This window comes from Deltaproteobacteria bacterium HGW-Deltaproteobacteria-4, from assembly GCA_002841765.1.
Classification (GTDB): Bacteria; Desulfobacterota; Desulfuromonadia; order Desulfuromonadales; family UBA2197; genus UBA2197.
The window spans coordinates 1-25,326 of the sequence record PHAV01000018.1; the positions used below are offsets into that span (position 1 = coordinate 1).

Annotated in this window: 25 protein-coding genes; 11 read left to right on the forward strand and 14 right to left on the reverse strand. The window is 57.2% G+C overall.

The window, feature by feature from the left end; all coding sequences use genetic code 11:
• Positions 1-146: 146 nt before the first annotated feature.
• The 3 genes from CVU69_11710 to CVU69_11720 all read right to left on the reverse strand — a co-directional run bounded on the left by CVU69_11710 (position 147) and on the right by CVU69_11720 (position 3,745).
• Positions 147-392 (reverse strand): hypothetical protein, encoded by a 246-nt coding sequence (locus tag CVU69_11710; GenBank protein ID PKN11538.1) that lies wholly within the window; start codon positions 390-392, stop codon positions 147-149.
• Between the two features lie 183 nt (positions 393-575).
• Positions 576-2,624, reverse strand: a complete 2,049-nt coding sequence (locus CVU69_11715; protein PKN11539.1) for a cytochrome C — start codon at positions 2,622-2,624, stop codon at positions 576-578.
• A gap of 26 nt (positions 2,625-2,650) precedes the next feature.
• A complete protein-coding gene (locus tag CVU69_11720) occupies positions 2,651-3,745 on the reverse strand; it encodes a cytochrome C (GenBank protein PKN11540.1) in 1,095 nt (364 codons plus the stop codon).
• A 515-nt stretch (positions 3,746-4,260) separates the two neighbouring features.
• Here CVU69_11720 and CVU69_11725 point away from each other — a divergent pair.
• The 6 genes from CVU69_11725 (at position 4,261) to CVU69_11750 (ending at position 9,398) form a co-directional block, all read left to right on the forward strand.
• Entirely contained in the window at positions 4,261-4,698 is a 438-nt protein-coding gene (locus CVU69_11725) for a hypothetical protein (protein ID PKN11541.1), read from the forward strand.
• A gap of 109 nt (positions 4,699-4,807) precedes the next feature.
• On the forward strand, positions 4,808-6,709 hold the full coding sequence (locus tag CVU69_11730; GenBank protein ID PKN11542.1) for a B12-binding domain-containing radical SAM protein: 1,902 nt from the start codon (positions 4,808-4,810) through the stop codon (positions 6,707-6,709).
• Between the two features lie 205 nt (positions 6,710-6,914).
• Positions 6,915-7,115 (forward strand): cold-shock protein, encoded by a 201-nt coding sequence (locus CVU69_11735; protein ID PKN11543.1) that lies wholly within the window; start codon positions 6,915-6,917, stop codon positions 7,113-7,115.
• Positions 7,116-7,227: 112 nt separating this feature from the next.
• Positions 7,228-8,028: a TIGR00266 family protein gene (locus CVU69_11740; protein ID PKN11544.1), complete on the forward strand. Its 801-nt coding sequence runs from the start codon at positions 7,228-7,230 to the stop codon at positions 8,026-8,028.
• A complete protein-coding gene (locus tag CVU69_11745) occupies positions 8,028-9,125 on the forward strand; it encodes a hypothetical protein (GenBank protein ID PKN11545.1) in 1,098 nt (365 codons plus the stop codon). Before CVU69_11740 ends, CVU69_11745 begins: the two co-directional genes overlap by 1 nt.
• An 18-nt stretch (positions 9,126-9,143) precedes the next feature.
• Complete coding sequence (locus CVU69_11750) at positions 9,144-9,398, forward strand: hypothetical protein (GenBank protein ID PKN11546.1); 255 nt, start codon at positions 9,144-9,146, stop codon at positions 9,396-9,398.
• Here CVU69_11750 and CVU69_11755 read toward each other — a convergent pair.
• From CVU69_11755 to CVU69_11785, 7 genes are all read right to left on the reverse strand, one after another.
• The gene (locus tag CVU69_11755; protein ID PKN11547.1) at positions 9,395-9,574 is read right to left on the reverse strand and encodes a hypothetical protein; all 180 of its coding nucleotides are present in this window, start codon (positions 9,572-9,574) and stop codon (positions 9,395-9,397) included. The two genes, CVU69_11750 and CVU69_11755, sit on opposite strands and share 4 nt — an antisense overlap.
• 323 nt (positions 9,575-9,897) lie before the next feature.
• Positions 9,898-11,118, reverse strand: a complete 1,221-nt coding sequence (locus tag CVU69_11760) for an ABC transporter permease (GenBank protein PKN11548.1) — start codon at positions 11,116-11,118, stop codon at positions 9,898-9,900.
• A gap of 3 nt (positions 11,119-11,121) precedes the next feature.
• A complete protein-coding gene (locus CVU69_11765; GenBank protein ID PKN11549.1) occupies positions 11,122-12,372 on the reverse strand; it encodes a multidrug ABC transporter substrate-binding protein in 1,251 nt (416 codons plus the stop codon).
• Positions 12,347-13,024, reverse strand: a complete 678-nt coding sequence (locus tag CVU69_11770; protein PKN11550.1) for a macrolide ABC transporter ATP-binding protein — start codon at positions 13,022-13,024, stop codon at positions 12,347-12,349. Before CVU69_11770 ends, CVU69_11765 begins: the two co-directional genes overlap by 26 nt.
• Entirely contained in the window at positions 13,021-14,127 is a 1,107-nt protein-coding gene (locus CVU69_11775) for an efflux transporter periplasmic adaptor subunit (GenBank protein ID PKN11551.1), read from the reverse strand. The genes CVU69_11770 and CVU69_11775 overlap by 4 nt, the downstream gene beginning before the upstream one ends.
• Before the next feature lie 102 nt (positions 14,128-14,229).
• Positions 14,230-15,000, reverse strand: coding sequence for a hypothetical protein (locus CVU69_11780; GenBank protein ID PKN11552.1), 771 nt, complete (start codon positions 14,998-15,000; stop codon positions 14,230-14,232).
• A gap of 198 nt (positions 15,001-15,198) precedes the next feature.
• The gene (locus CVU69_11785) at positions 15,199-15,717 is read right to left on the reverse strand and encodes a hypothetical protein (protein ID PKN11553.1); all 519 of its coding nucleotides are present in this window, start codon (positions 15,715-15,717) and stop codon (positions 15,199-15,201) included.
• Positions 15,718-15,932: 215 nt separating this feature from the next.
• Between CVU69_11785 and CVU69_11790 the strand changes: the two genes are divergently transcribed.
• Genes CVU69_11790 through CVU69_11810 form a run of 5 tightly spaced genes read left to right on the forward strand, consistent with a single transcriptional unit; the run spans position 15,933 to position 22,162 of the window.
• Positions 15,933-17,273 carry a hypothetical protein gene (locus CVU69_11790; protein ID PKN11554.1) on the forward strand — a complete coding sequence of 447 codons (1,341 nt, stop codon included), beginning with the start codon at positions 15,933-15,935 and terminating at the stop codon, positions 17,271-17,273.
• Positions 17,270-18,334 carry a hypothetical protein gene (locus CVU69_11795; protein ID PKN11555.1) on the forward strand — a complete coding sequence of 355 codons (1,065 nt, stop codon included), beginning with the start codon at positions 17,270-17,272 and terminating at the stop codon, positions 18,332-18,334. Before CVU69_11790 ends, CVU69_11795 begins: the two co-directional genes overlap by 4 nt.
• Positions 18,335-18,336: 2 nt before the next feature.
• Positions 18,337-21,552 (forward strand): AcrB/AcrD/AcrF family protein, encoded by a 3,216-nt coding sequence (locus tag CVU69_11800; GenBank protein ID PKN11556.1) that lies wholly within the window; start codon positions 18,337-18,339, stop codon positions 21,550-21,552.
• Positions 21,549-21,737, forward strand: coding sequence for a DUF2892 domain-containing protein (locus tag CVU69_11805; protein PKN11557.1), 189 nt, complete (start codon positions 21,549-21,551; stop codon positions 21,735-21,737). Before CVU69_11800 ends, CVU69_11805 begins: the two co-directional genes overlap by 4 nt.
• 8 nt (positions 21,738-21,745) lie before the next feature.
• Positions 21,746-22,162 carry a hypothetical protein gene (locus tag CVU69_11810; protein ID PKN11558.1) on the forward strand — a complete coding sequence of 139 codons (417 nt, stop codon included), beginning with the start codon at positions 21,746-21,748 and terminating at the stop codon, positions 22,160-22,162.
• A gap of 216 nt (positions 22,163-22,378) precedes the next feature.
• Here CVU69_11810 and CVU69_11815 read toward each other — a convergent pair whose 3' ends face one another.
• Genes CVU69_11815 through CVU69_11830 form a run of 4 tightly spaced genes read right to left on the reverse strand, consistent with a single transcriptional unit; the run spans position 22,379 to position 25,273 of the window.
• Positions 22,379-22,984: a MarC family protein gene (locus CVU69_11815; protein ID PKN11559.1), complete on the reverse strand. Its 606-nt coding sequence runs from the start codon at positions 22,982-22,984 to the stop codon at positions 22,379-22,381.
• Positions 22,985-23,027: 43 nt separating this feature from the next.
• Positions 23,028-23,204 carry a hypothetical protein gene (locus tag CVU69_11820; GenBank protein PKN11560.1) on the reverse strand — a complete coding sequence of 59 codons (177 nt, stop codon included), beginning with the start codon at positions 23,202-23,204 and terminating at the stop codon, positions 23,028-23,030.
• Complete coding sequence (gene hemH / locus CVU69_11825; protein PKN11561.1) at positions 23,201-24,181, reverse strand: ferrochelatase; 981 nt, start codon at positions 24,179-24,181, stop codon at positions 23,201-23,203. Before hemH ends, CVU69_11820 begins: the two co-directional genes overlap by 4 nt.
• Positions 24,182-24,232: 51 nt before the next feature.
• Positions 24,233-25,273 carry a uroporphyrinogen decarboxylase gene (locus CVU69_11830; protein PKN11562.1) on the reverse strand — a complete coding sequence of 347 codons (1,041 nt, stop codon included), beginning with the start codon at positions 25,271-25,273 and terminating at the stop codon, positions 24,233-24,235.
• Positions 25,274-25,326: the final 53 nt, after the last annotated feature.

Consider the following 25,326-nt stretch of genomic DNA (forward strand, 5'->3'; position numbering starts at 1 on the left):
GCCGATAGAGGACTTTCACCACCAAGTCGCGATTCAGCCACCATAGCTGAATCGATGGCGCTTACACGCCACGCGCCCTGCCGGGCGCACCAAGAAAAAAACCCGGCCGCTATGCGGCCGGGTTGATGATCCCCACTATGTGGCAATTAGAACTTGTAGCCGAGACCGACATTGCCGCGCCAGGCGGTGCCGTCCAGATCGCCATAAACGTAAGGGTCCTTGTCCTCGATCTGCTGCCATGCCACCTGGACAGTCGTATAGAGGGCCGGGGTGAAACTATAGATGCCCCCGAGAGACAGGTCGGTCTGAGTGTAATGTAGATCGGAATAGCTGCTCATTTCCGACATCAGTGTTGGATCGTAAAGATTGTCCAGAACCGGATCGTCAATCAAGGCATTGTAGCTGACCGAGAGGTCTTTCCAGTCGGCGCGGGCGTCACTGTAACTGGCGCCAGCAGTGAGCTTGAGTTTTTCCGTGGCCGCAAAATCGGCATTAAGAGAAAGGTTGTGGACATCGGTGTTGTAGTCGGTCTGATTACAGGTCGCCCCAAACTGGGACGATACGATTACGCCTGCTCAGCCATCGTACCAGCCCTGACAGAACGTCGATTCAGCTCTCTGCCCGAGATAGTTGTAGGCAAAGGTGAGGTTCAGCTTTTGGGCCGGGGCGTACCAGAAGGAGAGGGTCGGACTGAGGGTTTCCTGTTTCCACTCAGAACGGTCGAGTTCGTTCCATTCGTTGCGATAGCGGATCGCTGCCGTCGTCGAGAAGTTGGAAGCCGGCGACCAGGTGGACGAGAGCTTCCCTTCATGCACGTTTTCGGGCTGATTGCTCAGATCGGTCTGGCGCAGGTCGTAGAACGCAGTGCCATAGAGCGGACCGGTGCCGATCAGGATATTGGAAGTCGTCCCCGCAGGATCCGTGATTGTATAAGGATACCCTGTGGCCGGATCGATGAAACCGGCAGCATTCTCATGCATGAACGGGTCATCAATGTTCTGGTAGGTGTAGCCGGCGCGGAAAGTCACCCCCTTGGCAAGAACCGTTTTCAGCGTCGCTTTGGCGGTCTGCTTAGTAGTCTTACCGTAGTGATCACTGTCACGATCGTCAGCCTTGAACTCGTAGCCGAGGTGCAGGGTCGACTTGCGCGCTAAGCGCCAGACGGCATCAGCGCCAAGGGTGACAACGTCGCGGCTTTCGACTGATTCATAGGTTTTGGTTATCCCTGCCAACAGGACAGTTGGCGGGACGGGGAAGTTCGGCTGAGAAGCTGCTCCCATCGGATAGAAGGTGATGACGGAATCGTCCGTCTCCACCTGCTCGAGTTTGCCGTGCAGCAGCACCTTGAGCGAATCGGTGAGCTTGGAGGTTACGCGGAAGCCGTAGCCGTCATAGGTCGACTTGAGCTCCTGATCGGAGATGTCCCAGATTCCAACCTCGCCCTGCTTGCGGCTTTTGGTGGCACTGTTGACCAAGCTGCCGATCAGCGAGGTGTCATTGGTAACATCCATCCGCGCCTTGAGGACATGGCTCTGCTTCTTTGAATCCGGCGTCTGGTCGTAAGGCAATGACGATATTTCATTGTTATACACGTCATAGTCGTAAAGTAGGCGATTGTCGAATGTGCCAAAGTCTGCTGTATAGTTGGTCGACGGAGAGGGTGAAAGGGCCGGGTCGTAGACCCGGGTCGGAGCCGCGGCATTTTCGCGGAACTCACTATTCTTATAGTTATAATCGACAGTGAGCAGCCCGAAGCGTCCGGTGGCGCCAGCGGAGAACTCGGAGGTGTTCTCGTCGACCTCGCGGCTGCCGCCGGTAACGTGACAGGAAGTACACTTGCTCATGCCGATCGACTGCTCGGTCCCTTCACGCTTCTCGTTGCGCAGACCGGCATGAAAGGTGACATTGGGCAGAAACGGCAGGGTCAGGTCGGCGTTAGCCTTGGCTTCCTTGCGGGTAATCTCGAAAACCTGATCTTTAGCGAAATCCTCGCCGTAGACGCTGGCCCGGCCGATCTGCTGCCAGGTGACCGCTTGTCCTGCAATAGTAGGGGGAAGCGCTGCCAGGTTGGTTGCATACCAGTTTCCAAAAGCATCTTTGCCAATATAGGCAGGGATGTTGTTTGGGTTCAATGCTTCATTCGGACTAGGTCCAAGGCTCCAGATACTGGTGCCTGCGGCAGGAAGTCCAGCTGCATCAATGCTTACCGGGTTACCGGGGTTGTTGCTGGCAAAGAGGTTCGCCCCCGGCACCGCCGCATTCAGATAATCGATGCGGTCATGGCCGAGCTGGTGCTTGAAGGCGCTGTAGTCGCCTTTGACCCGCAGGATGCGCTCAAAGTCGAACTTCATCTCGACATTCGGATCGTCGTTGCCGAGTACATCGATCGACAGATCGACTGCAGTGGTCGGTGAAACTCCGTGAAAATCGAAGATGCCGTAACCGGTAACGCCGTCGTTGTCGCGGCGTGAATATTCATTGACCCGCGCACTGTCCTTGCCGATATCCTGCCCGTAGACCCCGGCCTCGATCTGCCCGCCGACGGTTTCTTCGGCTCGAGATGTCTGGGGTGAGAGCAGGCCGACCAGCACGAGGGCGAGCAGCCATTTGTTTCGTGTTCGCATTTTTTCCTCCTGATTCAATCGTCCGCTTAGCGGGTTAGGCCTTTACCGCCATCCGGGAAACCAACGGGATTCCCATCTGCATCAACACCGATGGTCGGCGAGGTCTGCGACGGCAGATCGCTGCCATGGACCTGACTGTGACAAACCGTGCATTTGGTGCCGAATGCCTGCTGCCAGCTGTGCTCGCCGAGGGTGTTAGTCATTGGCACGGTCACTGCGCCAGTGGTGTTCGGCGTGCCGGTAATGGTCGTCACCGGTGTGCCGTCTGGGTTGTAAGCGCTGAAGGCCACATTGGTAGCCGGCACCGTCGCTCCAATCCGCATGGCGTGAAAATGACTTTCATGGCATTGCAGACAAAGGAAAGGCTCATTCTGCTTGAGCAGATTGTCGGCTACAGTACCGTGCGGATCGTGACAGATGCCGCAATCTTCCTGAACCGGCGAGTGCTCAAAGACAAAGGGACCCTGGTAACGGGCATGGCACTCGAAGCAGAGGGCCGTGGCCCGCTCCTCGGTCAGTTCGGCGCCGTGCGGGTTATGGCAGCTGGTGCAGGTCATCTTCCCTTCCTTGACCGGATGATGGGACGGAAAGTTGGCCTTGGCCATCTCTTCCTGATGGCAGCTGTAACAGAGTTCGGGCTCGGATTTTTTCAGGTTGGCCTTGGCTGGTTTCCCTGTGGCGTGAAAGACGTGGCAGTCATCGCAGCCGACTTCAGCCAGAGCATGGCTGCTGTGACTCCAGTCGATCAGCTTGCCGCTGCTGTGGCAGGTGGCACAGATAGCTGCGGACTGGTCGCTGTGAAGCTTTGCGGGGTTGATGATCTTTGCTGTGTCGCCATCGTCGACATGCAGACTGGCCGGGCCGTGACAAGCCTGGCAGCCTGACTGCGCACCGAGCAGATCCGAGTTTGCCAGACGGAGATGGACGTTGCCGGTCATGGCTACCGAGACGTCCTCGTGACAGTCGAGACAGCTCTGCTGCTCGACATAGGTGGCTCCCTCGATCGTCGGCAGGGTCAGAACCCGCTGGCGGATCGCACCGGTGGCACAAGCGGCCAGGACGGCGATCAGCAGCAGAAAACGTGCCGGTCTCAGGATTTTTAGCAAAACAGACGCTTTCATGTTGACTCCTTGTAATGCACATTCATCAGGTTTCACCTCATAATGATCGGACTTAAGCGACGCTTGGCAGTCAAACTCCTTTCTGTGCGTGGGATTGCACCAATATGCAGGTGCATCATTAGACGATATTCATAACTTATCGTGTTGATAGTATCTCAGGGAAAAAGAAATGCAAGTGAATCTTTCTGATAGGGTCATAAGAAGATTTTATCCCATGACATCAAGTGTCTTGACAGTTTGTGGTCTTCCTTCCAGAAAAAACAGGATAAGAAAATTAAATTCGTTGCGCTTCCGAAAGGACACTATCTATAAAAACACGCAAAGCGCAGCGAGTCTCTGTTTTCTGTGATTGACTTGCCCTTCTCACTTGCATTATCCTTAAAACTCAAACGCTTTGTTGCGTGTCTTACGATAAGACAATTTATTCGCTAGGCCCCGTGCGCACATAGTCGAGCTGAAGGGGGCGGCAATTTTGCCGCCCTTTCGTTTTTACGAACAAATTCTGGGAGCAACATCTGATGGTAAAAAAATTGTCTACCGGTGATATCACCGAGGCGCGCTGTACCCGTTGTCAAGAGATCATGAACCACACGATCGTCGCCATGGTTGAAGAAAAGATTGTCCGTGTTCAGTGCAATACCTGTAACGGTGTACATAATTACCGCAGTCCACTCCCAGCCAAAAAGGCTGCCGCGAAGAAACCCATAACGGCAAAGACAACCACACCACGAGTGAGTCGCAAGGATCCGGCCGCAGGCGAAAAGCAGGAGTGGGCCGAACAGATTGTTAAGATGCAGCCGGAACTGGCGATTGCCTACAGCATGGAAGGCAAGTACAAGGTCAACAGTCTGGTAAAACATACGACCTTCGGACTCGGTATCGTTAAACGCCAAAGCCCGGGCAAAGTGGAGATGCTCTTTGCCGACGGAAAGAAAATGTTGAAAAGCCAGTAAGAATCTCTCAAGAGGGCGCGTCCCTGCGAGGCGACTGTTATGGTCGCCTCCCTTTTTTTGTGCGGCGCGATCCTTGCTTTCGACCTTTTCCAGAGAACCCGCAGGAGCCATGCATCTTCATCTTGTCACTCTTCATGTCAAGCGTTCTCCGCAGTCCGTCCCTCTCGCTGCCGCCTTTCTTCAAGCCAGCATTGCCGCCCATTTTCAGCCTTCATCCCCGATCAGAGTCAGCACTGCGGATTGCATCTGTGGCACTGCTGTCGAGACGGTATTGGAAAGGATTGTCGAAGCAAAGGCCGATATCGTTGGCTTTAGTCTTTACGTCTGGAACCGTGCCGAGGTCTCCCTTTACACGCAGCAACTGCGGGTGCTTTTCCCGAGGATGATCCTCCTTGGCGGTGGGGCAGAGGCGACCGCCGATCCCGCAGGGATCATGGCGGAGGCGCCCTTTGACTTCCTGATTGCCGGCGAAGGGGAAGGGACGCTGCCGGAACTTTTGCACCGACTCCAACACGGCTTGGCGCTGGACGATCTGCCCGGGCTTTTTCGCCGTCAGGACGGGAGAGTTGTGCATACACCCCCTCCTCCACCCCTCTCCCTCGACCATCTCCCCTCCCCCTGGCTTGCCGGACAGCTTGATGCTTATATCCCCGACGGGGTTCTTTGGCAGTTAGCGCGCGGTTGCTCTTTTGCTTGTGAATTCTGCTTCGATGGCATGGGAACGCGGACAGTGCGGCGCTTCCCCCTGGAGCAGGTTGCAGCGGAACTCGATTATCTCGTGCGCCATGGCGTCCGTCAGGTTTTCGTCCTCGACTCCACCTTTAATCAGGATCTCAAGCGGGCAAAGCTCATCCTGCAAATGATCCGGAAGCAAGCGCTTGGCGTACACTTTCACTTTGAGATCCGTTATGAATTTCTTGATCCCGAACTGGCCCAACTCTTTGCGTCGATTTCGTGCTCTTTGCAGATCGGTCTGCAGTCAGCATCGCCGCAGATTCTCGGCATGGTCGGCCGCAGCTTCGACCCCAAAGAATTCAGCCGCAAAATCGCACTGCTGAACCACGCCGGCGTCACTTTCGGTTTCGATTTAATTTATGGACTCCCCGGCGACTCGCTGCCGGAGTTCTGCAAGAGTCTCGACTTTGCTCTCGGACAATATCCCAATCAGCTCGACATCTTTCCATTAGCGATCCTCCCCGGTACCCCCCTGGCGGGCAAAAGCGGAGAGTTGCAGCTGCAGTACCTGCCACATCCCCCCTACACCATCCTGGCTACGCCGACCTTTTCCGCCCGGGATCTGGGCGGCGCCCGCCGCCTCGCCCAGGCCTGCGACATCTTCTACAGTCGGGGCAAGGCAGTGGCATGGTTTAACTCCATCGCTGCCGGACTAAAGCTCTCCCCTTCCGTCCTCCTCCTCGCCTTTGCCGACTGGGTTCTGGCGGAGATTGGCCATGACCCTAAACCTGAGGAGCAGGCCGATGAAACGATCTGGTCATGGCAGCGGCGCTTTCTCAGTGAGATCTTTCCGCGTCAGAACGTCGCAAAATTACTGCCGATGGCCCTCGACCTCGTCGATTACAACTATTATCATGCAGCAATTGTCCAGTCTCCGCCTCCCCGGAGCCCTAAAGCCAGGGAACTGGCGAAGATCGACGCGTTGCGCACCCCTTTGCGGCGGAGTGACTCCGCCCGCTTCGCGACCTTTCACTATGACATCGAGGAACTTTTGCAGCTCGGTGCGCCACAGCTCACCGCGGCCGTCCCCATGCTCAAAGCGGTGGGTTCTTTTGCCGTCCTGTATTCCGGAGACGGTGCAGTCTGCACGGAAGTTCTCCCGCAAATGTATTTCCAGTTACTGATGGAGCTGAATGGAAATCGGCCGGCAGAAAAGCTGGCCGCCACGCTGGGAATCAGCAGCAACGAGGCCCGGAAATTTTTAAAGATTGCCCTGCAAGAAGGGATCGTCGCTGCCGCACCCGGGCGAGAAATCCCTGCTTTGAAAAAAAATTGAAAAAATAGTTGCATTGGCGGAGGAGAGCGTGTAAAGTTCGTCAGTAAGTTTGTGTAACCTTTTTTGTTCAACAATTGACAGCGTGTCAGTAAGGAACAGAACACACAGACATCCAGTTTGTGTGTGTTTTTGTTTGTTGTTACAAGAAGTAGAGTTTGCACAACAATTTCAACCGGCCCCAAGGGGGACGAAAAGGAGCAAGACAATGGCAGAAGGTACAGTCAAATGGTTTAACGACGCCAAAGGGTTCGGATTCATTCAGCAGGACAATGGTCCGGACGTCTTTGTTCACTTCTCTGAGATTCAGGGTAACGGTTTCAAATCCCTTGCCGAGGGCGATCGTGTAACGTTCGAAGTCGGTCAGGGCCAGAAAGGCCCCCAGGCCTCGAAAGTCAACAAGATTTAATTCTTGTTTGCTGACGCAGTGATCAATAAAAGCCCCGTGCCTCTGCACGGGGCTTTTGTTGTATTCTCTTCACTTAAATTGACCCGCAGTTAAATACGAACGGAGAAATGTCATGGCGATGGATGTTGTGGACTACGAAATTTTCGGTAATGAGATGCAGTACGTCGAAGTCGAGCTCGATCCGGGCGAGGCGGCCATCGGCGAAGCCGGGGCGATGATGTATATGCAGGATGGTATCGAGATGGATACCGTCTTCGGTGACGGCTCGCAGCAGGGGGGCTTCTTCGGTAAAGTCCTCGGCGCCGGCAAGCGCCTCCTCACCGGTGAGGGGCTCTTCACCACCATCTTCCACAATGAAGGGCGCGGCAAGCGTCGCGTCGCTTTCGCCTCCCCCTACCCGGGCAAAATCATCCCGGTGCAGCTCTCCGCCATCGGTGGCACGCTCATCTGCCAAAAAGATTCCTTCCTGTGCGCCGCTAAAGGCGTTGCCTTGGGGATCGCTTTCCAGAAAAAGCTCGGCGTCGGCCTCTTCGGCGGCGAAGGGTTTATCATGCAGAAGCTCGAAGGGGACGGCCTCGCCTTTGTTCACGCCGGCGGCACCCTGAAAGAGTTGGTCCTCGCCCCCGGCGAATCGCTGCGCGTCGATACCGGTTGTGTCGTCGCCTTTCAACCGACAATCGATTTCGATATCAAGTATGTCGGAAAAGTGAAGTCGGCCATCTTCGGTGGCGAGGGCCTCTTCTTTGCCACCCTCACCGGCCCCGGAAAGATCTGGCTGCAATCCCTCCCCCTTTCCCGTCTCGCCAACCGGATCATCCTCTCGGCCCCGGCAGCCGGCGGTCGTTCAGTCGGCCAGGGCTCCGTCCTCGGGGCCGGCATCCTCGGCGGCATCCTCGGCGGCAGCGACGATTGATGATACCTTTTTCTGCACGCCTCTTTGGCCCGCAACTCTCCGGCAGTGGGGTTGCAGTGACCGGAGTATGGCAAGAAGATGACAAGCTGCAGATTGCCAGTCCGGAGCAGGAGTGGAGCTCTACGAACCTGTCCATAACCGCGAGCGGCTTTAATGCTCGGGGAATAAAAATTTCCTGGCAGGACGACCGTGGTGAATTTGCCCTCTATATCGACGATGCCACCGCGCGCGACCTTTGTCTGGCCGGGGCGCCGGAGCTTTACGTCCCGCATCTGCAGCGCGCGGGTCGGGCGAAAAGCGGCGTCGAGCGCCGCTTCCGTTGCGGCTGGGCACTGCTGGGCGGACTATTTCTGATCCCCGTCCTCCTCCTCGGACTCCTTCTTCTCAAGCAGGATGTTGCCGCCGACTGGCTCATTCAACAAATTCCGGTGCATCAGGAAGCCTGGATTGGTGATATGGTCCTTTCTCAGAGTCGCCTCTCCATGCAGCTGATCGAGAGCGGCCCGAGTGTTGAGGCACTGGCCCGGATCGGCGCAAAGTTAACGACAAACTCCCCGCATCACTATCGCTGGTTCGTGGCGAATCAAAATGACATCAATGCCTTTGCCGCCCCCGGAGGCGTCGTCGTTGTCAATGCCGGACTGCTGCGCGCCATTTCCAGCGTGGAGGAGTTGGCCGGAGTTCTCGCCCATGAAATTGCCCATGCCGAGCTCCGCCATAGTCTCAAAGGGATTACCAAGAGTTTAGGGCTGCGTGCCCTTGCTTCACTGGCTCTTGGTGATTACGGAGGGACGGCGCTGGCGGAGGGGTTAAAAAAACTGACTGAACTTGGGTTTTCAAGGGAGGCAGAACTGGAAGCGGATCAGGAAGGGTTGCGGCGTTTGGTCGCAGCGGGGATTGATCCGCAGGGGATGGTACGCTTCTTAGAACTTCTCGTAAAAGAGCAGCAACTGGCTCCGCCGGAATTTCTTTCGACGCATCCTTCCAATGCCGAGCGCATTGCCGCGTTGAAACGCGAAATCGCCCTGCTGCCGAAGGATTGGCAGCCGCTCGACATTGACCTGGCGACCATTCGCGCAGGACTGCCACAACCGTAAACCACAAGGAGAAAATCTATGCCTGAGCAGGAAATGATTTCGCTGGAATGTCCCCACTGTCAGAGCGAACTTTATCAGCCGTTACCCTGGTTCAAGGAAGCAAGCTTCCTCTGTCCTACCTGCGAGAGAGTGCTCAAAGCGGAAGATTTCGCCACGATCATCGCCGCCCTAGAAGAGGAAATGGACGCGTATCATGCCGAGCTGATTCATGGTGAGATACCCGCCGCGGCAAATTGTTGCGGCAGCAAAGGGCACTGTGGGAAGGGTCACTAAAGGGGGCGAGGCTGGCAAAGAAATTCGGCACGATCCGCCTTGGCGCCGCATTTACAGCAAATGAAGAGCGGATGGGCCGAACAGAGGTCAATCTCCTGCATCAACCCCTCTTTGCGTAACTTGCAGAGATGCGGCAAGCGTTCCTCGTGCTTCGATGATTTTTCTTTATCACTCATGGGCAGAGACTCCTTTCCAGCAGAATTCCAATCTTTTTATCCTACTCTCGAAAAAAATTAAAAAACAGCCTGTTTTTTTGAAAAAAGTCAAGTATAGTTTAGTCAAGTAGTACTACTTGTAACTGAACTAACCGCAAACAAAGACAAGGAGGTCGTAGCGATCAAGGTTGTGATACCACCCACAATTTGCGGCAGTACCCTCCCGGCGCTGACAACAGTGCTGGTCTGACCCGAGCATCGGGTGAAAAGCTTTGCTAAATACGCGGGCCCACCAACAATGGTGGGCCCTACTTTTTTACACCCACCGTCCTTACTCCCCATTCTTACTCGCCGCGTAGAACCTCCAGGACTTCTACCTGCGCCGCCTCCCAGGCCGGATACGCTCCGGCCAACAAACCGAGACTGAGAGAGCCGCCTAAAACAGCGGTCACCAAAGCGAGATCGAGATGGAAAGGCATCTTGCCGAAAAAGGCGACAAGCGCGGCTAGACCGAGGCCGCCAAGGACGCCGAGAAGACCGCCGGTGACAGCCATGAGGCCGGATTCAAAGACAAACTGGCGAATAATGTCGCGCCGGCGGGCGCCGACCGCACGCCGCACACCGATTTCGAGACGACGAGTTCGCGCCAGCAGGACCATAATCGAGAGGATACCGAGACCACCGACGGCAAACGAAACTCCAGAACTGATCCAGCCGAGGGTACGGACCAGATCAAGGGCCTGCTGCTGCACCTTCATGGTGTCACGCGCCGTCATCACAAAAAAATCGTCGCGCTCCCCTTCCCCAAGATGGTGGCGTTGCCGAAGAATCGCTTCAGCCGCTGTCTTGGCCGCCGCTTCATCCTCCGAATGATTCAGGGTGATATAAACCCCGCTGATCCAGTGCTGATTGGCAAAACGTCGCAGATAAGTGGAAAGGGGGACAAGAACCTGATCATCCTGATCGGTGCCGACAATGTCCGCACCCTTCGGGGCAAGGATGCCGATGATCCGGGCGGTGGCGCGGAAGAAGAAGACCTGCTCGCCAAGAGCCGCAGCGCTGGAACCGAAGAGGCGCTCCGCCACTTTGGAGCCGAGAACGCAGACTTTAGCGCTACCCTCTTCCTCCTGAACAGTGAAAAAGCGCCCGTTTGCCAGCTGCAGATCCCGCACCTGTGCATAAATTGGCCAGACGCCGATAATCGAACTTTGCACCTTGGTGCCGCCGGAACGGACCGGCATCGACCGGGTGGCAAAAGGCGAGCCCTGCTTCGCCATCGGCAACTGCTGAATCAAGGTCTCGGCATCGGCGATGGTGAAGGTCGTTGCTTCGCGCCGCGCCCGGGAGGTACCGACCGGCGTGAAGCGCAGCTGCCCGGAGCGCGCCATAAAGAGATTGGTCCCGAGCTTGGCCGTCTCCGCTTCGGCCTTGTCATACATCGCCTGACCGATATGCTGCACTGCAGTTAAACAAAGGGCACCGAGGAGAACGCCGACGATGGCGAGGATGGTACGCAAGCGGTGGATGCGCAGCGAGGCAATGGCGATTTTGAGGACGAAGAGCATCCCTTAGACCCCCTTCAAGGCTTCGACCGGCGCCAAGCCGGCCGCTTCCCTCGCCGGTTTCAGCCCAAAGATGATGCCGATGGCGCCGGAAGCGGTCAGAGAGATGAAGAAAATCTTCCAGGAAAAGAGGATTTCGAGAATGCCGAGGCGGGCGAGGAGCTGCCCCATCCCCATGCCGAGGAGCATGCCGAAGAGCGCGCCGATCATGGTCAAGACCACCGCTTCAACAAGAAATTGCAACAGGATCGCTTGATTTTTGGCGCCGATGGCTTTCTTGAGGCCGATTTCGACGCGGCGCTCAGTCACCGAGAGATAAAAGAGGTTGGCAAGGACAAAGCCGCCGACGAGGATAGCAACGGCGGCAGTGACGCCAAGAAAAGCGACTAGTCCGCCTTTGAACATACTGATAAATTTGAGAATTTCGTCAGCGGTGAGGACGCTGAAATCGTCGTTCTCCCCCTCTTGCAGGTTGTGCAGATGGCGCAACAAAGAACGCAGGTTTTCCCGGTGAAAGGCCATATTCTCCGGGTCACTGAACTTGACCCGCAGCGCCCGGACATACTTGCGGTCCATGTTGAAGCGTTGCGTCAGAGTCGTAATCGGGATAATCAGCCGGTCATCGATCGAGCCCCCCATGCTTGCCATCCCCCGATAACGGAGTTCGCCAATCACCCGGGCCGGCAGATCATTGACGTATACCGTGGCCCCCAAAGCGGACCGCTGGCCAAAGAGCGCCTCTTTCGGACCATTGGCGAGAAGGACCACTTTGGCACCGCTATCGACATCCTCGGCGCTGAAGTCGCGGCCTTCCGCCAACGGCCAGTTCCAGACATCAGCATACCCTTCCGTCGAACCGACCAGCGTCGGCACTTCGACACTTTGATCGCCGTAGCGCAGGGTAATATTCGACTTGGCACGCATCGGCACCGAGAGATACGCGCCGGGGAGTTCAGCGCGAATCCGTTGCACGTCATTGTAGGTGAGGGTCAAGCCGCGCCAGCCGACGGCGCGACTGCCGGGATCACCGCCGATGACAAAGGCGGCGTCAGGCCCGAACATATCCATAATCTCATCGGCTTTGCGCTCGGCGCCGTCGATGGAGGCGACAATAATCGTCAACGAGGCAATACCCAGGGCAATCGCGGCAATGACGAAGGCGCTGCGCAAACGGTAGGCCCGCAGAGCAAAGAAGGCCATCAAAGTCACCCGGAGGGTAAGTCGCAGCTGTTTAATCACGACAGACCAGGCCGTCATTGAGTTCAATCCGTCTCTGCGCACAAGCCGCGGTGGCGATATCATGGGTCACTAGAATGACCGTTCGCCCCTGGCGATTGATTTGAGTTATCAGCTCCATAATCTCCTGACTGGTAGTGGAGTCGAGCTGACCGGTCGGTTCATCGGCGAGGAGGACCGCCGGATCGTTGAGGAGGGCGCGGGCGATGGCGACCCGCTGCTGCTGGCCACCGGAGAGTTGACTCGGCCGGAAGTCCATACGATCTGCGAGGCCGACCTGCTGCAAAATCTCCTTGGCGCGGCGGCGAATTGTTGCACCGCCCTCCTGACCGTAGAGGCCGGGCAAAACGACATTCTCCAGAGCGGTGAGATAAGGGATGAGATAAAAGGTCTGAAACACAAAACCGATCTTGCGATTGCGCAAGGCACTCAGTTGGTCGTCATCGAGCCCGGCTACATCGGCGCCGTCAAGGAAATAGGCCCCGGATGTCGGCCGGTCAAGGAGCCCGAGGATATGCATCAGCGTCGATTTCCCTGAGCCCGAGGGACCAAGAAGGGCGACAAATTCACCGGCCGCAATCTGCAGGTCGATCCCTTTGAGGACATCGATCGGCAGGTCACCCTGACGGTAACTCTTGGTGATGCGATGCAGATCGATCAAGGCGCTGCTCACTTCGACCCCTTCTTCTTTTCTGGATTCTTGATTTTTTCACCGCTGAGTTCCACCTGGGTGGCGACCTTGTCGCCAACCTGCAGACCGGCCAAGACTTCACTCTCCTTGACCCCGGCCAATCCCAGTTCGGCGCTGACACGGCGGATCGCACCATCGGCCCCCTGGACAAAGACCACCTGCTGATCTTCCACCCATTTCAACGCATTGTTGGGGATGAGCAAAACATCGTCCTTGGTCTGGACCACTACCTGCGCCTGCGTCGTCATCTCCGGACGCAGCTCCAGGGCATCCTTTGCCGCGACATCGACAATCGCCTGATAATAAACGATGTTGTCGCGCACTTCCGGTTGCGGTTGTATCGTGCGAATTTTGCCGTTGAAGATGCGCCCCGGCCAGGAATCGACGCGGAATTCGACCGTCATCCCCGGAGCCACCTGACCGATATCGGTTTCATCGACATAAGTCCACATCTCCAGTCGCGTCGGATCGATGACGGTGACGAGATTCGCCACCTGCAATCCGGCAACGATCATCTCCCCTTCCTGTGCGGCGATCTGACTGACCACACCGTTAATCGGACTTTTGACTTCGGTGTAGGACAGTCGGACGCGCAGAGAATCACGGGCGGCAAGGCGCGCCGCCACTTGCCTGGCGGCAACCTCGGCATTCTGGCGCGCCCCCTCCATTTCGTCTTTAGAGATGAATTTTCCATCATACAGGGCCGCCAGGCGCTCAACATTGCTCCGGGTGTAGGCTGCCCGGGCCTCGGCTTCTGCGATCTGGGCTTCGGTCTCGGCCAGTTGGGCTCGCAGTTCGCGACTGTCGATGGTCGCCACTACCTGCCCTTTTTTGACCGGATCACCAACACGCACCAGCATCCGTTCGACGCTGCCGGTGCTGCGGGCGCCGATCTTGACGATCGCGCCGACTTGGGCCTTGACGATGCCGGTCTCTTCCAGCACCTTGCGGATCGGCCCGCGCTTGACCTCAACGCTGGCGAGAATCTTCACTTCCGGTGACTTTTGTGATTTTTTCCACCACAATCCACCGCCAATCAGAAGAAGAAGGATCAGGACCATCACAACTTTCGTTCTTTTACTCATATCTTACCTCAGAGTTTTGCTGATTAAAAAAGAGCACGAAGTCTCCCTTAGCGGGGGCTCCGTGCTCTTTGCTCTTTATCATGCCAACGCGTCAAACTATTTTTATTCTAACATAAATTGCAGGTTACGATACCTTGATGTCTTGGCGGTTAACTCTGCCAGCAATGTCGGAGGGAGCGATGACTTCAACGCTTTTGCCTGCGTGTCAAACTGAGCCTCCAGGGCTCCGGCAGAGTTGGCAATTTCCGCTGACGGCACGGAGGTGAGGCACAGGTTGTAGAGTTTTTCATAGGTGCCGGAAAGTTTTTCCAAACGCGCGTGCGCATCGTTAAACTTTTTCGGCGGGGAAGAAAGAACTCCCAGTGCTGTCGCGATTTCAGCCTTCACCGATCTTAACTGCGCAAGATCTTTGTCGACAAAACGACTGCCGCCAGCCAAGGTTTCAACCTTTTTCATGCATTGATCGGTGCCGGACTTGAGACCGTACAGGGCAACGACATATTCTTTGATAAATTTCTCTTCAGCCCGATTCTGTATGTAAAGGAAAACAACGGCAGCAACAATGGCAAGGAATGCGATACCGGCACCGACTATCAAGATTTGACGGCGCAGATCGCTTGACCCTCCGCCTCGGCTGACGAACTTCTTTCCTTGTACAGATACCGGGGCAGCTGATTTACCGGTAAAGGTCGGCAATGAAAAACCTGATGAAAACTCTTTCTTTTCAAAGGGGCGTTGTGGCGGTTTTTTACTGTGAACGACGCAGTAGTCCGGATAAAGGGCCCCACAACCGGGACAATAGGTCGATTGTCCCAAGCTTTCCCCGCAATGACTGCAGTAACGCTCTCCGGCAACGGCATAACAGCGCAGCATGAACGATTCCCGGTGAATCCAATAGGAACCGCCGCATTCGGGACACTTTCCGCTTCTCCCTTTTTCAGGGATAGCGGAAAGATTCTCGTTCAAGGGCGCCGTACATTTTGGGCAAGAACATTTCATAACTCACCGCTTCTCAATCTGTTCAAAAGTGGTCTTCACCCGTCAGTTCAAAGGAGGCAAAGAGCGTATCGACTACCAGTCCTCGCCAAAACCGAGAAAAGCGCCATCCGCACCGCGCACCAAATCATCTTTGCCTGCTGCGCTAGAAACCACAGGGTCAGTAACCCCATCCGCCCCCATACTAAAGATGTCGAAATCAGTATTCAGATTAATATCAAATCTGTTTCTTGTCGGGGTATTGGAGTAGACATAGGGATTACCCCACGGATCCTTTAAATCCCCACGATTTATGTCTCCCAATGTAATAGGAAGGGATTCTGTTTCCAGAAAATAACCGATAATCTCACGCTCCAGTACTCGAACATCTTGCTTAGCCCGGCCATTTTTTGCACGAGAAACGAATTCATTGTAGGTCGGGATTGACAATATTGCCAAAGTACCGAGAATCGCAACGACCACGAGCAACTCTATCATAGTAAAACCCGCAGCAAAGGTGACAAGATGTCTTTGTCGCGGTTTGCGTTGTTGTGCGGCATAATACCTTGCGACCGAAGAAGAGCTTAGATCATGAATGGTTTGGTCTTTTGACATGGGGCGCTCGCCTTTAAACACACTTCAGAAAAAATCTTCACAGAACGGTCGATAAATAGCGAAAATTGATAATGATGTTATAAATAGACGATATTTGCATGGTGATCAAGAAAATAGTTTGATGAATGTTCGCAGAGGAAAAATCTGTTTCCCGCGTAGCTCTTGACCTGTAAATTTTTTATATATATAGTTTCTTGAATAGTAAAGGAGCCTCCATGCGCATGCGCCCCCCCTTTCTTGTCCTGCTTCTCCTCCTTTCTCCCGCTACGGCTCAGGCGCAATCGCTGGATGTTGTTAGTGCGGTGCAGCGGGCCGTAACGGATCGCCCGACGATTCTGGCCAGTCAGGCCCAGGGTCAGTCCGCTGCCAGTGCGGTGCGGGAAGCCCGCAGTCTCTATCTGCCGAAAATAGTCTTCAGCGAAACCTTCAGCATGAGCAATGAACCGGCAGGGAGTCTCTTTATTGCCCTGAATCAGGAACGCAATGTCATGAGCCCGGACAGCAGCTACAATCTCGTCAATCCCGACACCCAGCAGGATTTCGATACCCGCTTGACCCTTGAGCAAGCTCTTTTCGATGCCGATGCCGGATATCGGATCAAGGAGGCCAAAAAACGCCTGGAATCGGCTCAGGCACGCAGCGACTGGAGTCGAGAAAGCGCTGGCTTTGCCGCTTTTCAGGCCTATCTCGGTGTCCAGAATGCTCTGGCAGAACGACAGGCCACGCAGACCGGTGCAGTCGAAGCCAATGAAGTCTTGCGCATCGCCGATGAACGTTATGCCGCCGGTATCGGCTTGAAAGCTGATCAATTACGCGCCATGGTCTTTCACTCGGAAGCGAGCCGTCGTGCCCTCACCGCCCGCAATAATGTCATTATCGCCCAACGCCGCCTTGCTCTCGCCATCGGCCAGACAGAAGGCGAGATCACGATCAGTGCGCCCCTCGACAGCTCATTCTTCGACTCGTCCCCAACAGCAGCCGTCGCAGATCGTGCTGATCTCCAAGCCGTTGCTCTGGAGGTGGAGTCCCTCGCCATCGCGACCAAACGCAGTCAGGCCGCCTATCTCCCCCGCATTGATTTTTCTGGCAGCTATGCTCTTCATAATGAATCCAGCCCCTTTGGCGCGGATGCTCAGGCCTGGCATCTGGGGGCGGCACTTAAATGGGAACTCTTCGACGGTTTTCGACGTGACGCCAGTAGTGCTCGCGTCAGTGCCGAAAAGGCAGCCGCTGTTGCCAACCTCAGCGATGCCCGTCGCGAGCAGAACTTCCGCCGCGCTGAAGTCGAATTACGGATTGCCGAAGCTCGCGCCCGGAAAGAATCGGCTGAACAGGGATTAGTGGCGGCGAAGGAAGGTCAGCGGCTCCTTCAGCAACGCTACGAAAGCGGCCTGACGGATTTGGTCGATCTCCTTGCAACGCAGAGTGCCCTTGATCAAGCCCGTTCTTTTGTGGTGGCCGCCGACATCCAGCTCCTCTTCTCATTGGGGCAGGCACTCCTTGAAGACGGCCGTTTTGTCTCCACTATTTTAACGAAAGATGAGGTTTCTCCGTGAAAAAGACGATCAAGCTCCTCCCTGTAGTGATGACCTTTCTGCTGGCGGCCTGCGGCAACAAGATAGAGCCGGGACAGACAGAAGTGACGCGGGAGAGTGTCGGAGGCCTGCCGTTCGCAGTGGTCGAGGCGCAGGAGGTACCGGGGCAGGATCTCTTCATCGGCAGCATCGAAAGTGCCGATCGCGGCGTTTTGGCGGCGCGCATCGATGGCCGTGTCGGTCGACTGACGGTGCAGGTCGGCAATCCGGTCAAAGCCGGACAACTCCTCCTCATCATCGATCAGAACACCGTCAATGACCGTCTCGTCGAAGCACAGGGGGGTAAAGAAGCAGCCGCCGCTCGCCTCGATCTGGCGGAAAAGACCTACCAGCGCTACGCCCAGTTGGCCCGGGCTGAAGCCGTCACCCCACAGGAAATGGATCGCGTTTCAGCAGAGCGGGAACAAGCGCGGCAGAATTTGCAAGCCGCCAGTGCCGGCGTTGCCCAGGCCCGTACCGGTGTCGCTTATAATCACGTCATTGCTCCCTATGCGGGAATAATCTCTGAACAGCTGGTCGAAAGCGGCTCGACGGTCATGCCGGGAACGCCTCTGTTGGTCATCGAACGCAGCGGCACCCCCCAGGCGCGCATCGCTCTTCCCGAATCACTGGTGGGACAGATCTCCCTCGGCGAAACCTTGCAGCTGGAGGTCCCTGCACTGCTGCGGACGGTCAGCGGCGTTGTGACGGAGATACAACCGACCAGTGATCCGGCCACCCGTACCTTTACAGTAAAATTGTCGCTACCGACCGATGCCGGCTTGACTCCCGGCCTCTTCCTCCGCGCCAGACGGCAGGCCACTACCGGCTCGGCTCTCCTCATCCCTCGCAGCGCCCTGGTGCAACGCGGACAATTAATCGGGATTTATGTCGTTGACGCAAAGATCCTCCACTTCCGGCTGGTTAAGATCGGTCAGCAACTCGGCGACAAGGTCGAGATCCTTTCCGGCCTCAGCGCCGGCGAGACGATCGTCACCGCTGCAACTGAGAAAGCCCGCAGCGGCGCTCGGGTTGAGGAATAGAGATGGCGACCAAACACTCTTTCCCGACCCGCGTTGTCGAGAAGTTCCTCAGCGGCAATCTTTCGATTATCCTCCTCCTGTTGGCGATGCTCGGCGGGTTGGCGGCCTTTGTCCTCACCCCGCGAGAGGAAGAGCCGCAGATCGTCGTACCGATTGCTGATGTCTACGTGCAGATGCCCGGCGCCAGTGCTACCGAGGTCGAACGGCTGATCTCGACACGCCTCGAAAAACTCCTGTGGCAGATCGATGGCGTCGAGCATGTCTACTCCATGTCCAGGGCGGGACAGGCGGTCATCACTGTCCGCTACTATGTCGGCGAGGACCGGATTGAATCGCTGGTTAAACTCCACAACAAGCTAAAATCGAATCTCGATCTTATCCCCACTGGCGTCAGTGGCTGGGTAGTCAAGCCGGTGGAAGTCGATGACGTGCCGATCGTCAACCTCAGCCTCTACTCCGCTCAGCTCTCTGATCACGATCTGCGCCGCATCGCTGAAGAGACCGTTGACCGCCTCCAGTCAGTGCAGAACACCTCTCTGACCACGGTCATCGGCGGCCGACCGCGCCAAGTGCGGGTCGAAGTCGATCCGCAGGCCTTGAGCGGCCGGGGGATCTCCCTCCTCGAACTCAAGAGCGCCCTCGCCGGCGCCAATCTCGACCTCCCCGCCGGCTCTTTCCAGCGCGACAACCGGGAAATCCTTGTCCGTGGCGGCACCTTCCTGAGCGATGTCCGCGACGTCAGTTCTCTGGTCGTCGGCGTCAGGCAGGGGCGACCGATCTATCTACGCGACGTTGCCAGGGTCAGCGACAGCATGGCCGAAGCCGAAACCTACACCCGCCTGCGCTTCGGACCCGCCGGGGCGAAGGAAGGGCAGGGGGAGGAGTATCAGGCGGTCCATATCGCCGTCGCCAAGAAGAAGGGGACGAATGCGGTCAAGGTCGCCGATCAGACCATCGCCATGGTGCAGGAGATGCGCGGCACCATCATCCCCGACAATGTGCAGGTACAGGTCACCCGCAACTACGGAGCCACCGCCGACCACAAAGTCAACGAACTGACGACTCACCTCCTCATCGCCATCGTCACCGTCCTCGCCCTGATCTTCTTCGCCCTCGGCTGGCGCGAAGCGTTGATCGTCGCCGTCTCCATCCCGATCATCTATTCGCTGACCCTACTGGTTAATTACTGGTTCGGCTACACCATCAACCGCGTCACCCTCTTTGCCCTTGTCCTCTCCCTCGGCCTCTTGGTCGACGATCCGATCGTCGATGTCGAGAATATCTTCCGCCACTTCCAGATGAAGAAGGAGCCGCCGAAGGAGGCGGTCCTCACCGCCATCGACGAAGTGCGACCACCGATGATCCTCGCCACCTTCGCCGTCATCCTCTCCTTTTTGCCGATGCTCTTTATCACCGGGATGATGGGGCCGTACATGCGGCCGATGGCGATCAATCTGCCGCTGACGATGATCATGTCGCTCCTCGTCGCCTTCACCATTACCCCGTGGATGACCTATCACGTCCTCAAGGGGCAGTACGGCAAGGGGAGTCACGACTTTGTCCTCGAAGAGAGCCGCGTCTACCGCATCTACCGCCGCATCGTCGAACCCTTCCTCGATTCACGGCGCAAGGCTTGGCTCCTTGTCGGCCTCGTCGTCCTCCTCTTCCTCGGCTCCCTGGCGATGCCGCTGTTTAATCTCGTGCCGATGAAGATGCTCCCCTTCGACAACAAGAACGAATTCCAGCTGGTGATCGATCTCCCCGAAGGCTCCACCCTGGAGACGACTGACAAGGCGGTGCGGGCACTGGAGGATTACCTCGCCACGATCAACGAAGTCACCGATTTCGAAGCATATGTCGGCACCGCCAGCGCCATGGACTTTAACGGCATGGTCCGCCACTACTATCTGCGGCAGGGGCCGCATCTCGCCGACATCCGCGTCAATCTGGTGGACAAGAGCGGCCGCAGCATGCAGAGCCATGCCATCACTCTGCGCCTGCGCAATGACCTCACCGCCATCGCCACGCAACATGGGGCGCTGCTCAAAATTGTTGAAGTGCCGCCGGGGCCGCCGGTTATCGCGACTGTCACCGCCGAAGTCTATGCGCAGCCGGGGATCAGCTACCAGCAGCAGATCGTTGCTGCGCAGGAGGTCAAGGCGCGGATGGCGATCGAGGACAAGGTCGTCGATGTCGATGATACCGTCGAAGCGCCGCAGCGCCGCCTGCACTTTACTCCGGATAAGGAGAAGGCTGCCCTCAGCGGGATCAGTAACGCCGCCATCGCTGCCACTCTCAGCACGGCTCTCGCCGGCGAACAGGTCGGCACCCTCCATGTTGGCAGTGACCGTAATCCCCTCGCGATTGTCGTCCGCCTACCGATAGAAAGCCGCTCTTCGAGTACCGATCTCGCCGCCCTCACGGTCAAGGGGAGTCAGGGACAGTTGCTGCGCCTCAGTGAACTCGGCCACTTTACAGAGGAAACCCTGGAGCCGACCATCTACCACAAAGATCTGCAACCGGTCGTCTACGTCTTTGGCGAGATGGCCGGCAAGAGCCCGGTCAACGCCGTCCTTAACCTCTCGAAGGGGATCAAGGAGATGCCGTTGCCGGCCGGGACGCATGTCGTCTGGAGTGGCGAAGGGGAGTGGAACATCACCCTCGATGTCTTCCGCGATCTCGGTATCGCCTTCGGCGCCGCCCTGGTCCTCATCTTTATCCTCCTCCTCATCGAGACCGGTTCGGTGGTCATGCCGTTGATCATCATGGCCGCCATCCCCCTGACGATGATCGGCATCATGCCCGGCTTTTGGGCCCTCAACCTCGTGCAGGATACACTCGTCGGCGGCTACCCGACTCCGGTCTTCTTCACCGCCACGGCGATGATCGGTATGATCGCCCTCGCCGGCATCGTCGTCCGCAACTCGATCATCCTTATCGACTTCATCCACCACGCCCTGCGCCGCGGCGCGGCACTGAAAGAAGCGATCATCGAGAGCGGCGCCGTCCGTCTCCGGCCGATCCTCCTCACCGCCGGCGCCGCCCTCCTCGGTAACTGGATCATCACCCTCGACCCGATCTTCTCCGGCCTCGCCTGGTCGATCATCTTCGGCGTCTTTGCCTCCACCGCCTTTACCCTCATCGTCATCCCCGTCGTTTACTGGCTGGTCTACGGCGGTAAACGCGCCGCGGCCCATGAAAGGAGCTTCAAACCATGACCATCAACCGCTACTTGCGCCTGATCGCCGGATTCTTTATCCTGTTGAGTGTGACCCTCGGCCATTTTGTTTCACCCTACTGGTACTTCTTTACCGGCTTTATCGGCCTCAACCTGCTCCAGAGCGCCTTCACTGACTGGTGTCCGATGATGACAATTCTGCGAAAATTCGGAATAAAGGATTAATTAAATTCATGCACCTTTACCTGCGCCGCCTCTTTCAGAAAAAAAAGCAACGCGAAGGAGTTCCGGCCGGCGAACTCGCCGGTCATCACTTCACCCTTGGCCGCAACTGCTGCGAATCGGTCCTTCTCGCCCATAATGAGGAGGTCGATCCCACGATCATAGAGATGGCCAAAGCCTTTGGCGGCGGCATCGGCGGCAGTAAGTGTCTCTGCGGCGCCATCACCGGCGGGGTCATGACCCTGAGCCTCAAAGGACAGCGCAGAGATGCAGCCAAGCTGGTCGACCTCTTCAAGTCCCGCAATAAGGTGACCTGTTGCAAGGCTCTCTCGGCGCCGTATGTATGGGATAGCAAGGAACATCTGGCGAATTGTCGACGGCTGACGACTGAGGTGGCGGAAGATGTGGAGAAGTTGCTGAAGAAATAGGGGGCCCACATTACCGCACCATCTGCCGCAGCAGCGGCCAGACCGTTGTGATCCTCCGTGTCATCCCTGGCGCCAGTCAGCTCAACGACCAGCTCTTCTCCACGTGACAACCGGCTGGGACCCGCCTTTTTTCAAAGTCACTCCCCAATTCAGAAAAGAGCGCCCTGCCGGTTGGCAAAGCGCTCTTTTTGAATCGATTGAAAATTTTCTCACCACTCAGTTGGTCACTATCTGCCGGATCCCGTCCGCCACAAACTGAATCGACAACGCAGCGAGGATGACGCCGAGGAGACGGCGAAGAATATCGTCGCCGGTCCGGCCGATGATCCGGGTCACGCGCGGGGCGAGGAGGAGGGCAAGGAGAGTAATCACGCTGATCGTCAAAACAGCGGCGAGGAGAGCCAGCGTCTCATGCTGTGCCGCCGGCCGGGAGAAGAGGAGAATTGTCAGCGTCAGGCAGCCGGGGCCGGAGATCAAGGGAATCGACATCGGAAAGACGGAGATGTCGATTTCATCGCTGTTAAAGTTGCGTTCATCACTCTTGGCGCGGGTAATCATCTGAAAGGCGGTAAAGAAGAGGAGGAGGCCGCCGGAGACGCGCAGGGCGGCGATGCTGATGCCGAGCTTGGCGAGCAGCGCTTCACCGAAGAAGCCAAAAAGCAAGATGATGAGCGTTGAGATGCCGACGGCGCGCAGCGCCATGCGCCGGGCATAGCTGCGGCTGCCGCCAATGGTGAGGCTGTGAAAGATCAGCGCCGAGCCGATGGGATCAATGATGACAAAGTAGGAGGTGAGAGCGTGCAGAAAGATTTCCGCGGGCATGGGGTTCCTGTCGGGAGAAGGTCAGAGACGTGGGCAAGCGAGTTCAATCGTACTCGCGGCAGTACATCATCGTCAAACGGCCGCGGTTACCGAGGCACTGCGGGCAGAGTTCGCCTCGATCGTGATAGATCTCGCCGGCCATAAAATCCCCCATCTCGGCCGCCGGATCGTTGAGGGGGGCGGTCGGATCGAACTCGCTGGCGCAGATCCGGCAGTTCATGACTTTTTCTCCAGTTCGTACCGCACCAGCGCCGCCATGGCCGCGATAAAGTCCGGATGGTCATTGAGGGAGGCGGTGCGCCCGAACTCGGTGATGCCGTGACTGTGGGCGTGGCGGGCAAACTCGTCATCGATCTCAACCAGGGTTTCGATGTGGTCAGAGACAAAGGAGACCGGAACAAGAAGGACGGCGCGGTGCCCTTCGGCGGCGAGTTTGTCGAGAGTTTCTAACGTCCCCGGTTCCATCCACTGCACCGGGCCGCTGCGGCTCTGGAAGGCGAGATGCCAGGGGCGTTCGCCGACCCGTTTCATAACCCCGCGCACCGTGGCAAGGACATGGTCAAGGTAGGGGTCACCGCGGTCGATGAACTTCTGCGGCAGGGCATGGGCGGAGAAGAGGATCTGTACTTCGTCGCGCATCAGCTCGTGATAGGTCTCCAGGCTCTCCTTCACCCGATGAGCGAGGGCGTCGAGATAGCCGGGCCAGTCGTACCACTGGCTGATGATCGTCAACTTCAAAGTCGGATGGTATTTGGCGACGGCGCGCTCGAAGTCGGCAATGCTGCTGCCGCTGGTGGCGCCGGTGTAGTGGGGATAAAGGGAGAGGACAACCGCTTCGGTGATGCCGTCCTGGGCCATCTGCTGCACAGTGGCGTCAGCGCGGGGGTGCCAGTAACGCATCGCCACATAAGGGCGCACCTGCGGCCCAAGGGCCGTGGCAATCCCGGCGGCCTGCAAGGTCGTCCAGCGCAACTGCGGCGTCTTGCCGCCGATCATCCGGTAGTTCTCGCGCACCTTCGGGGTACGCAACCGTGAGATCAGCCAGGCAAAGGGCTTTTGCAGCAGCGCCCCGGCCGGCAGCTGGATCAGTTCCCGGTCGGAGAAGAGGTTGTAAAGGAAGGGCTGGATAGCAGCGAGGGAGTCAGGGCCTCCCATGTTGAGGACGACGAGGCCGAGGGAGGGAGTTTCTGTTTTCATGGGGATAGGGTCTGCAGGGGCGAATAATGATTCGCCCCTGCGGAAAGACGCTTATTTCTTGCCACTCAGACGGTGGACGCATTCGACCATATGAATGGCGTTCTCAGGCGGCACTGTCGGCAGGATACCGTGGCCAAGATTGAAGATGAAGCCGGGGCGGCCGGCATTTTCGTCGAGAATGCGCTGCACCTCTTTCTCGATATACGGCTTCGGCGCGTAGAGGACGGTCGGATCGAGATTCCCCTGCACCGCCACCTCGGGGCCGAGGATGTCGCGGGCTTTGCCAAGATTGACGTGCCAGTCGAGACCGACGACATCGGCGCCAGCTTCCTTGACGAGTTCGAGCATGGTGCCGCCGTTCTTGACGAAGTAGATCACCGGAATGCCGTCGCGCTTAAGGCCATTAATCAACTGCTTGACGTAGGGGAGGATGTAGCGCTCGAAGTCGTGCGGCGCCAGCAAGCCGCCCCAGGTGTCGAAGATCTGGATCGTCTGGGCGCCGGCCTCGATCTGCATGTTGAGATAGCGCCGATCCATCTCGGTGATCTTCTGCATCAGGGCGTCATAGAGGGGGAAATCGGCGTACATCATCTGCTTGAGGGCGGCAAAATCCTTGCTGCCGTGCCCTTCGACCATGTAGCAGGCGAGGGTAAAGGGGGCGCCGCCAAAGCCGATGAGGGGGACGCGCCCTTCAAAGGCAGTACGCAACCGCTTAATGATCGCCGGCACATAAGGGACTGCCTGGGACATGTCGGCCGGGACGATCAGGGCCTCGACGTCGGCGGCGGTGCGGATCGGTTTCTCGAAGATCGGCCCGGGGGTAAAGTCGAGGGCCATCCCCATCGGCTCGATTGGTGTGAGGATGTCGGAGAAAAGGATCGCTGCGTCGACATTGAGAATATCGATCGGCTGAATCGTCACCTCAGCGGCGCGCTCGGGATCTTTGCAGAGATCGAGAAAGGTGCCTCCGCCTTTGGCGCGCACATCTTTGTAGCACTGTAGATAACGGCCGGCCTGGCGCATCAGCCAGACAGGGACGTAGTCGGTCGGCTGGCCCCAGCAGGCCTTGATGAAGGTGTATTCTTTGGACATGGGATAAATCCTCCTGTGGATTTGATATGAATTATGTAAGGGCGCAATTTATT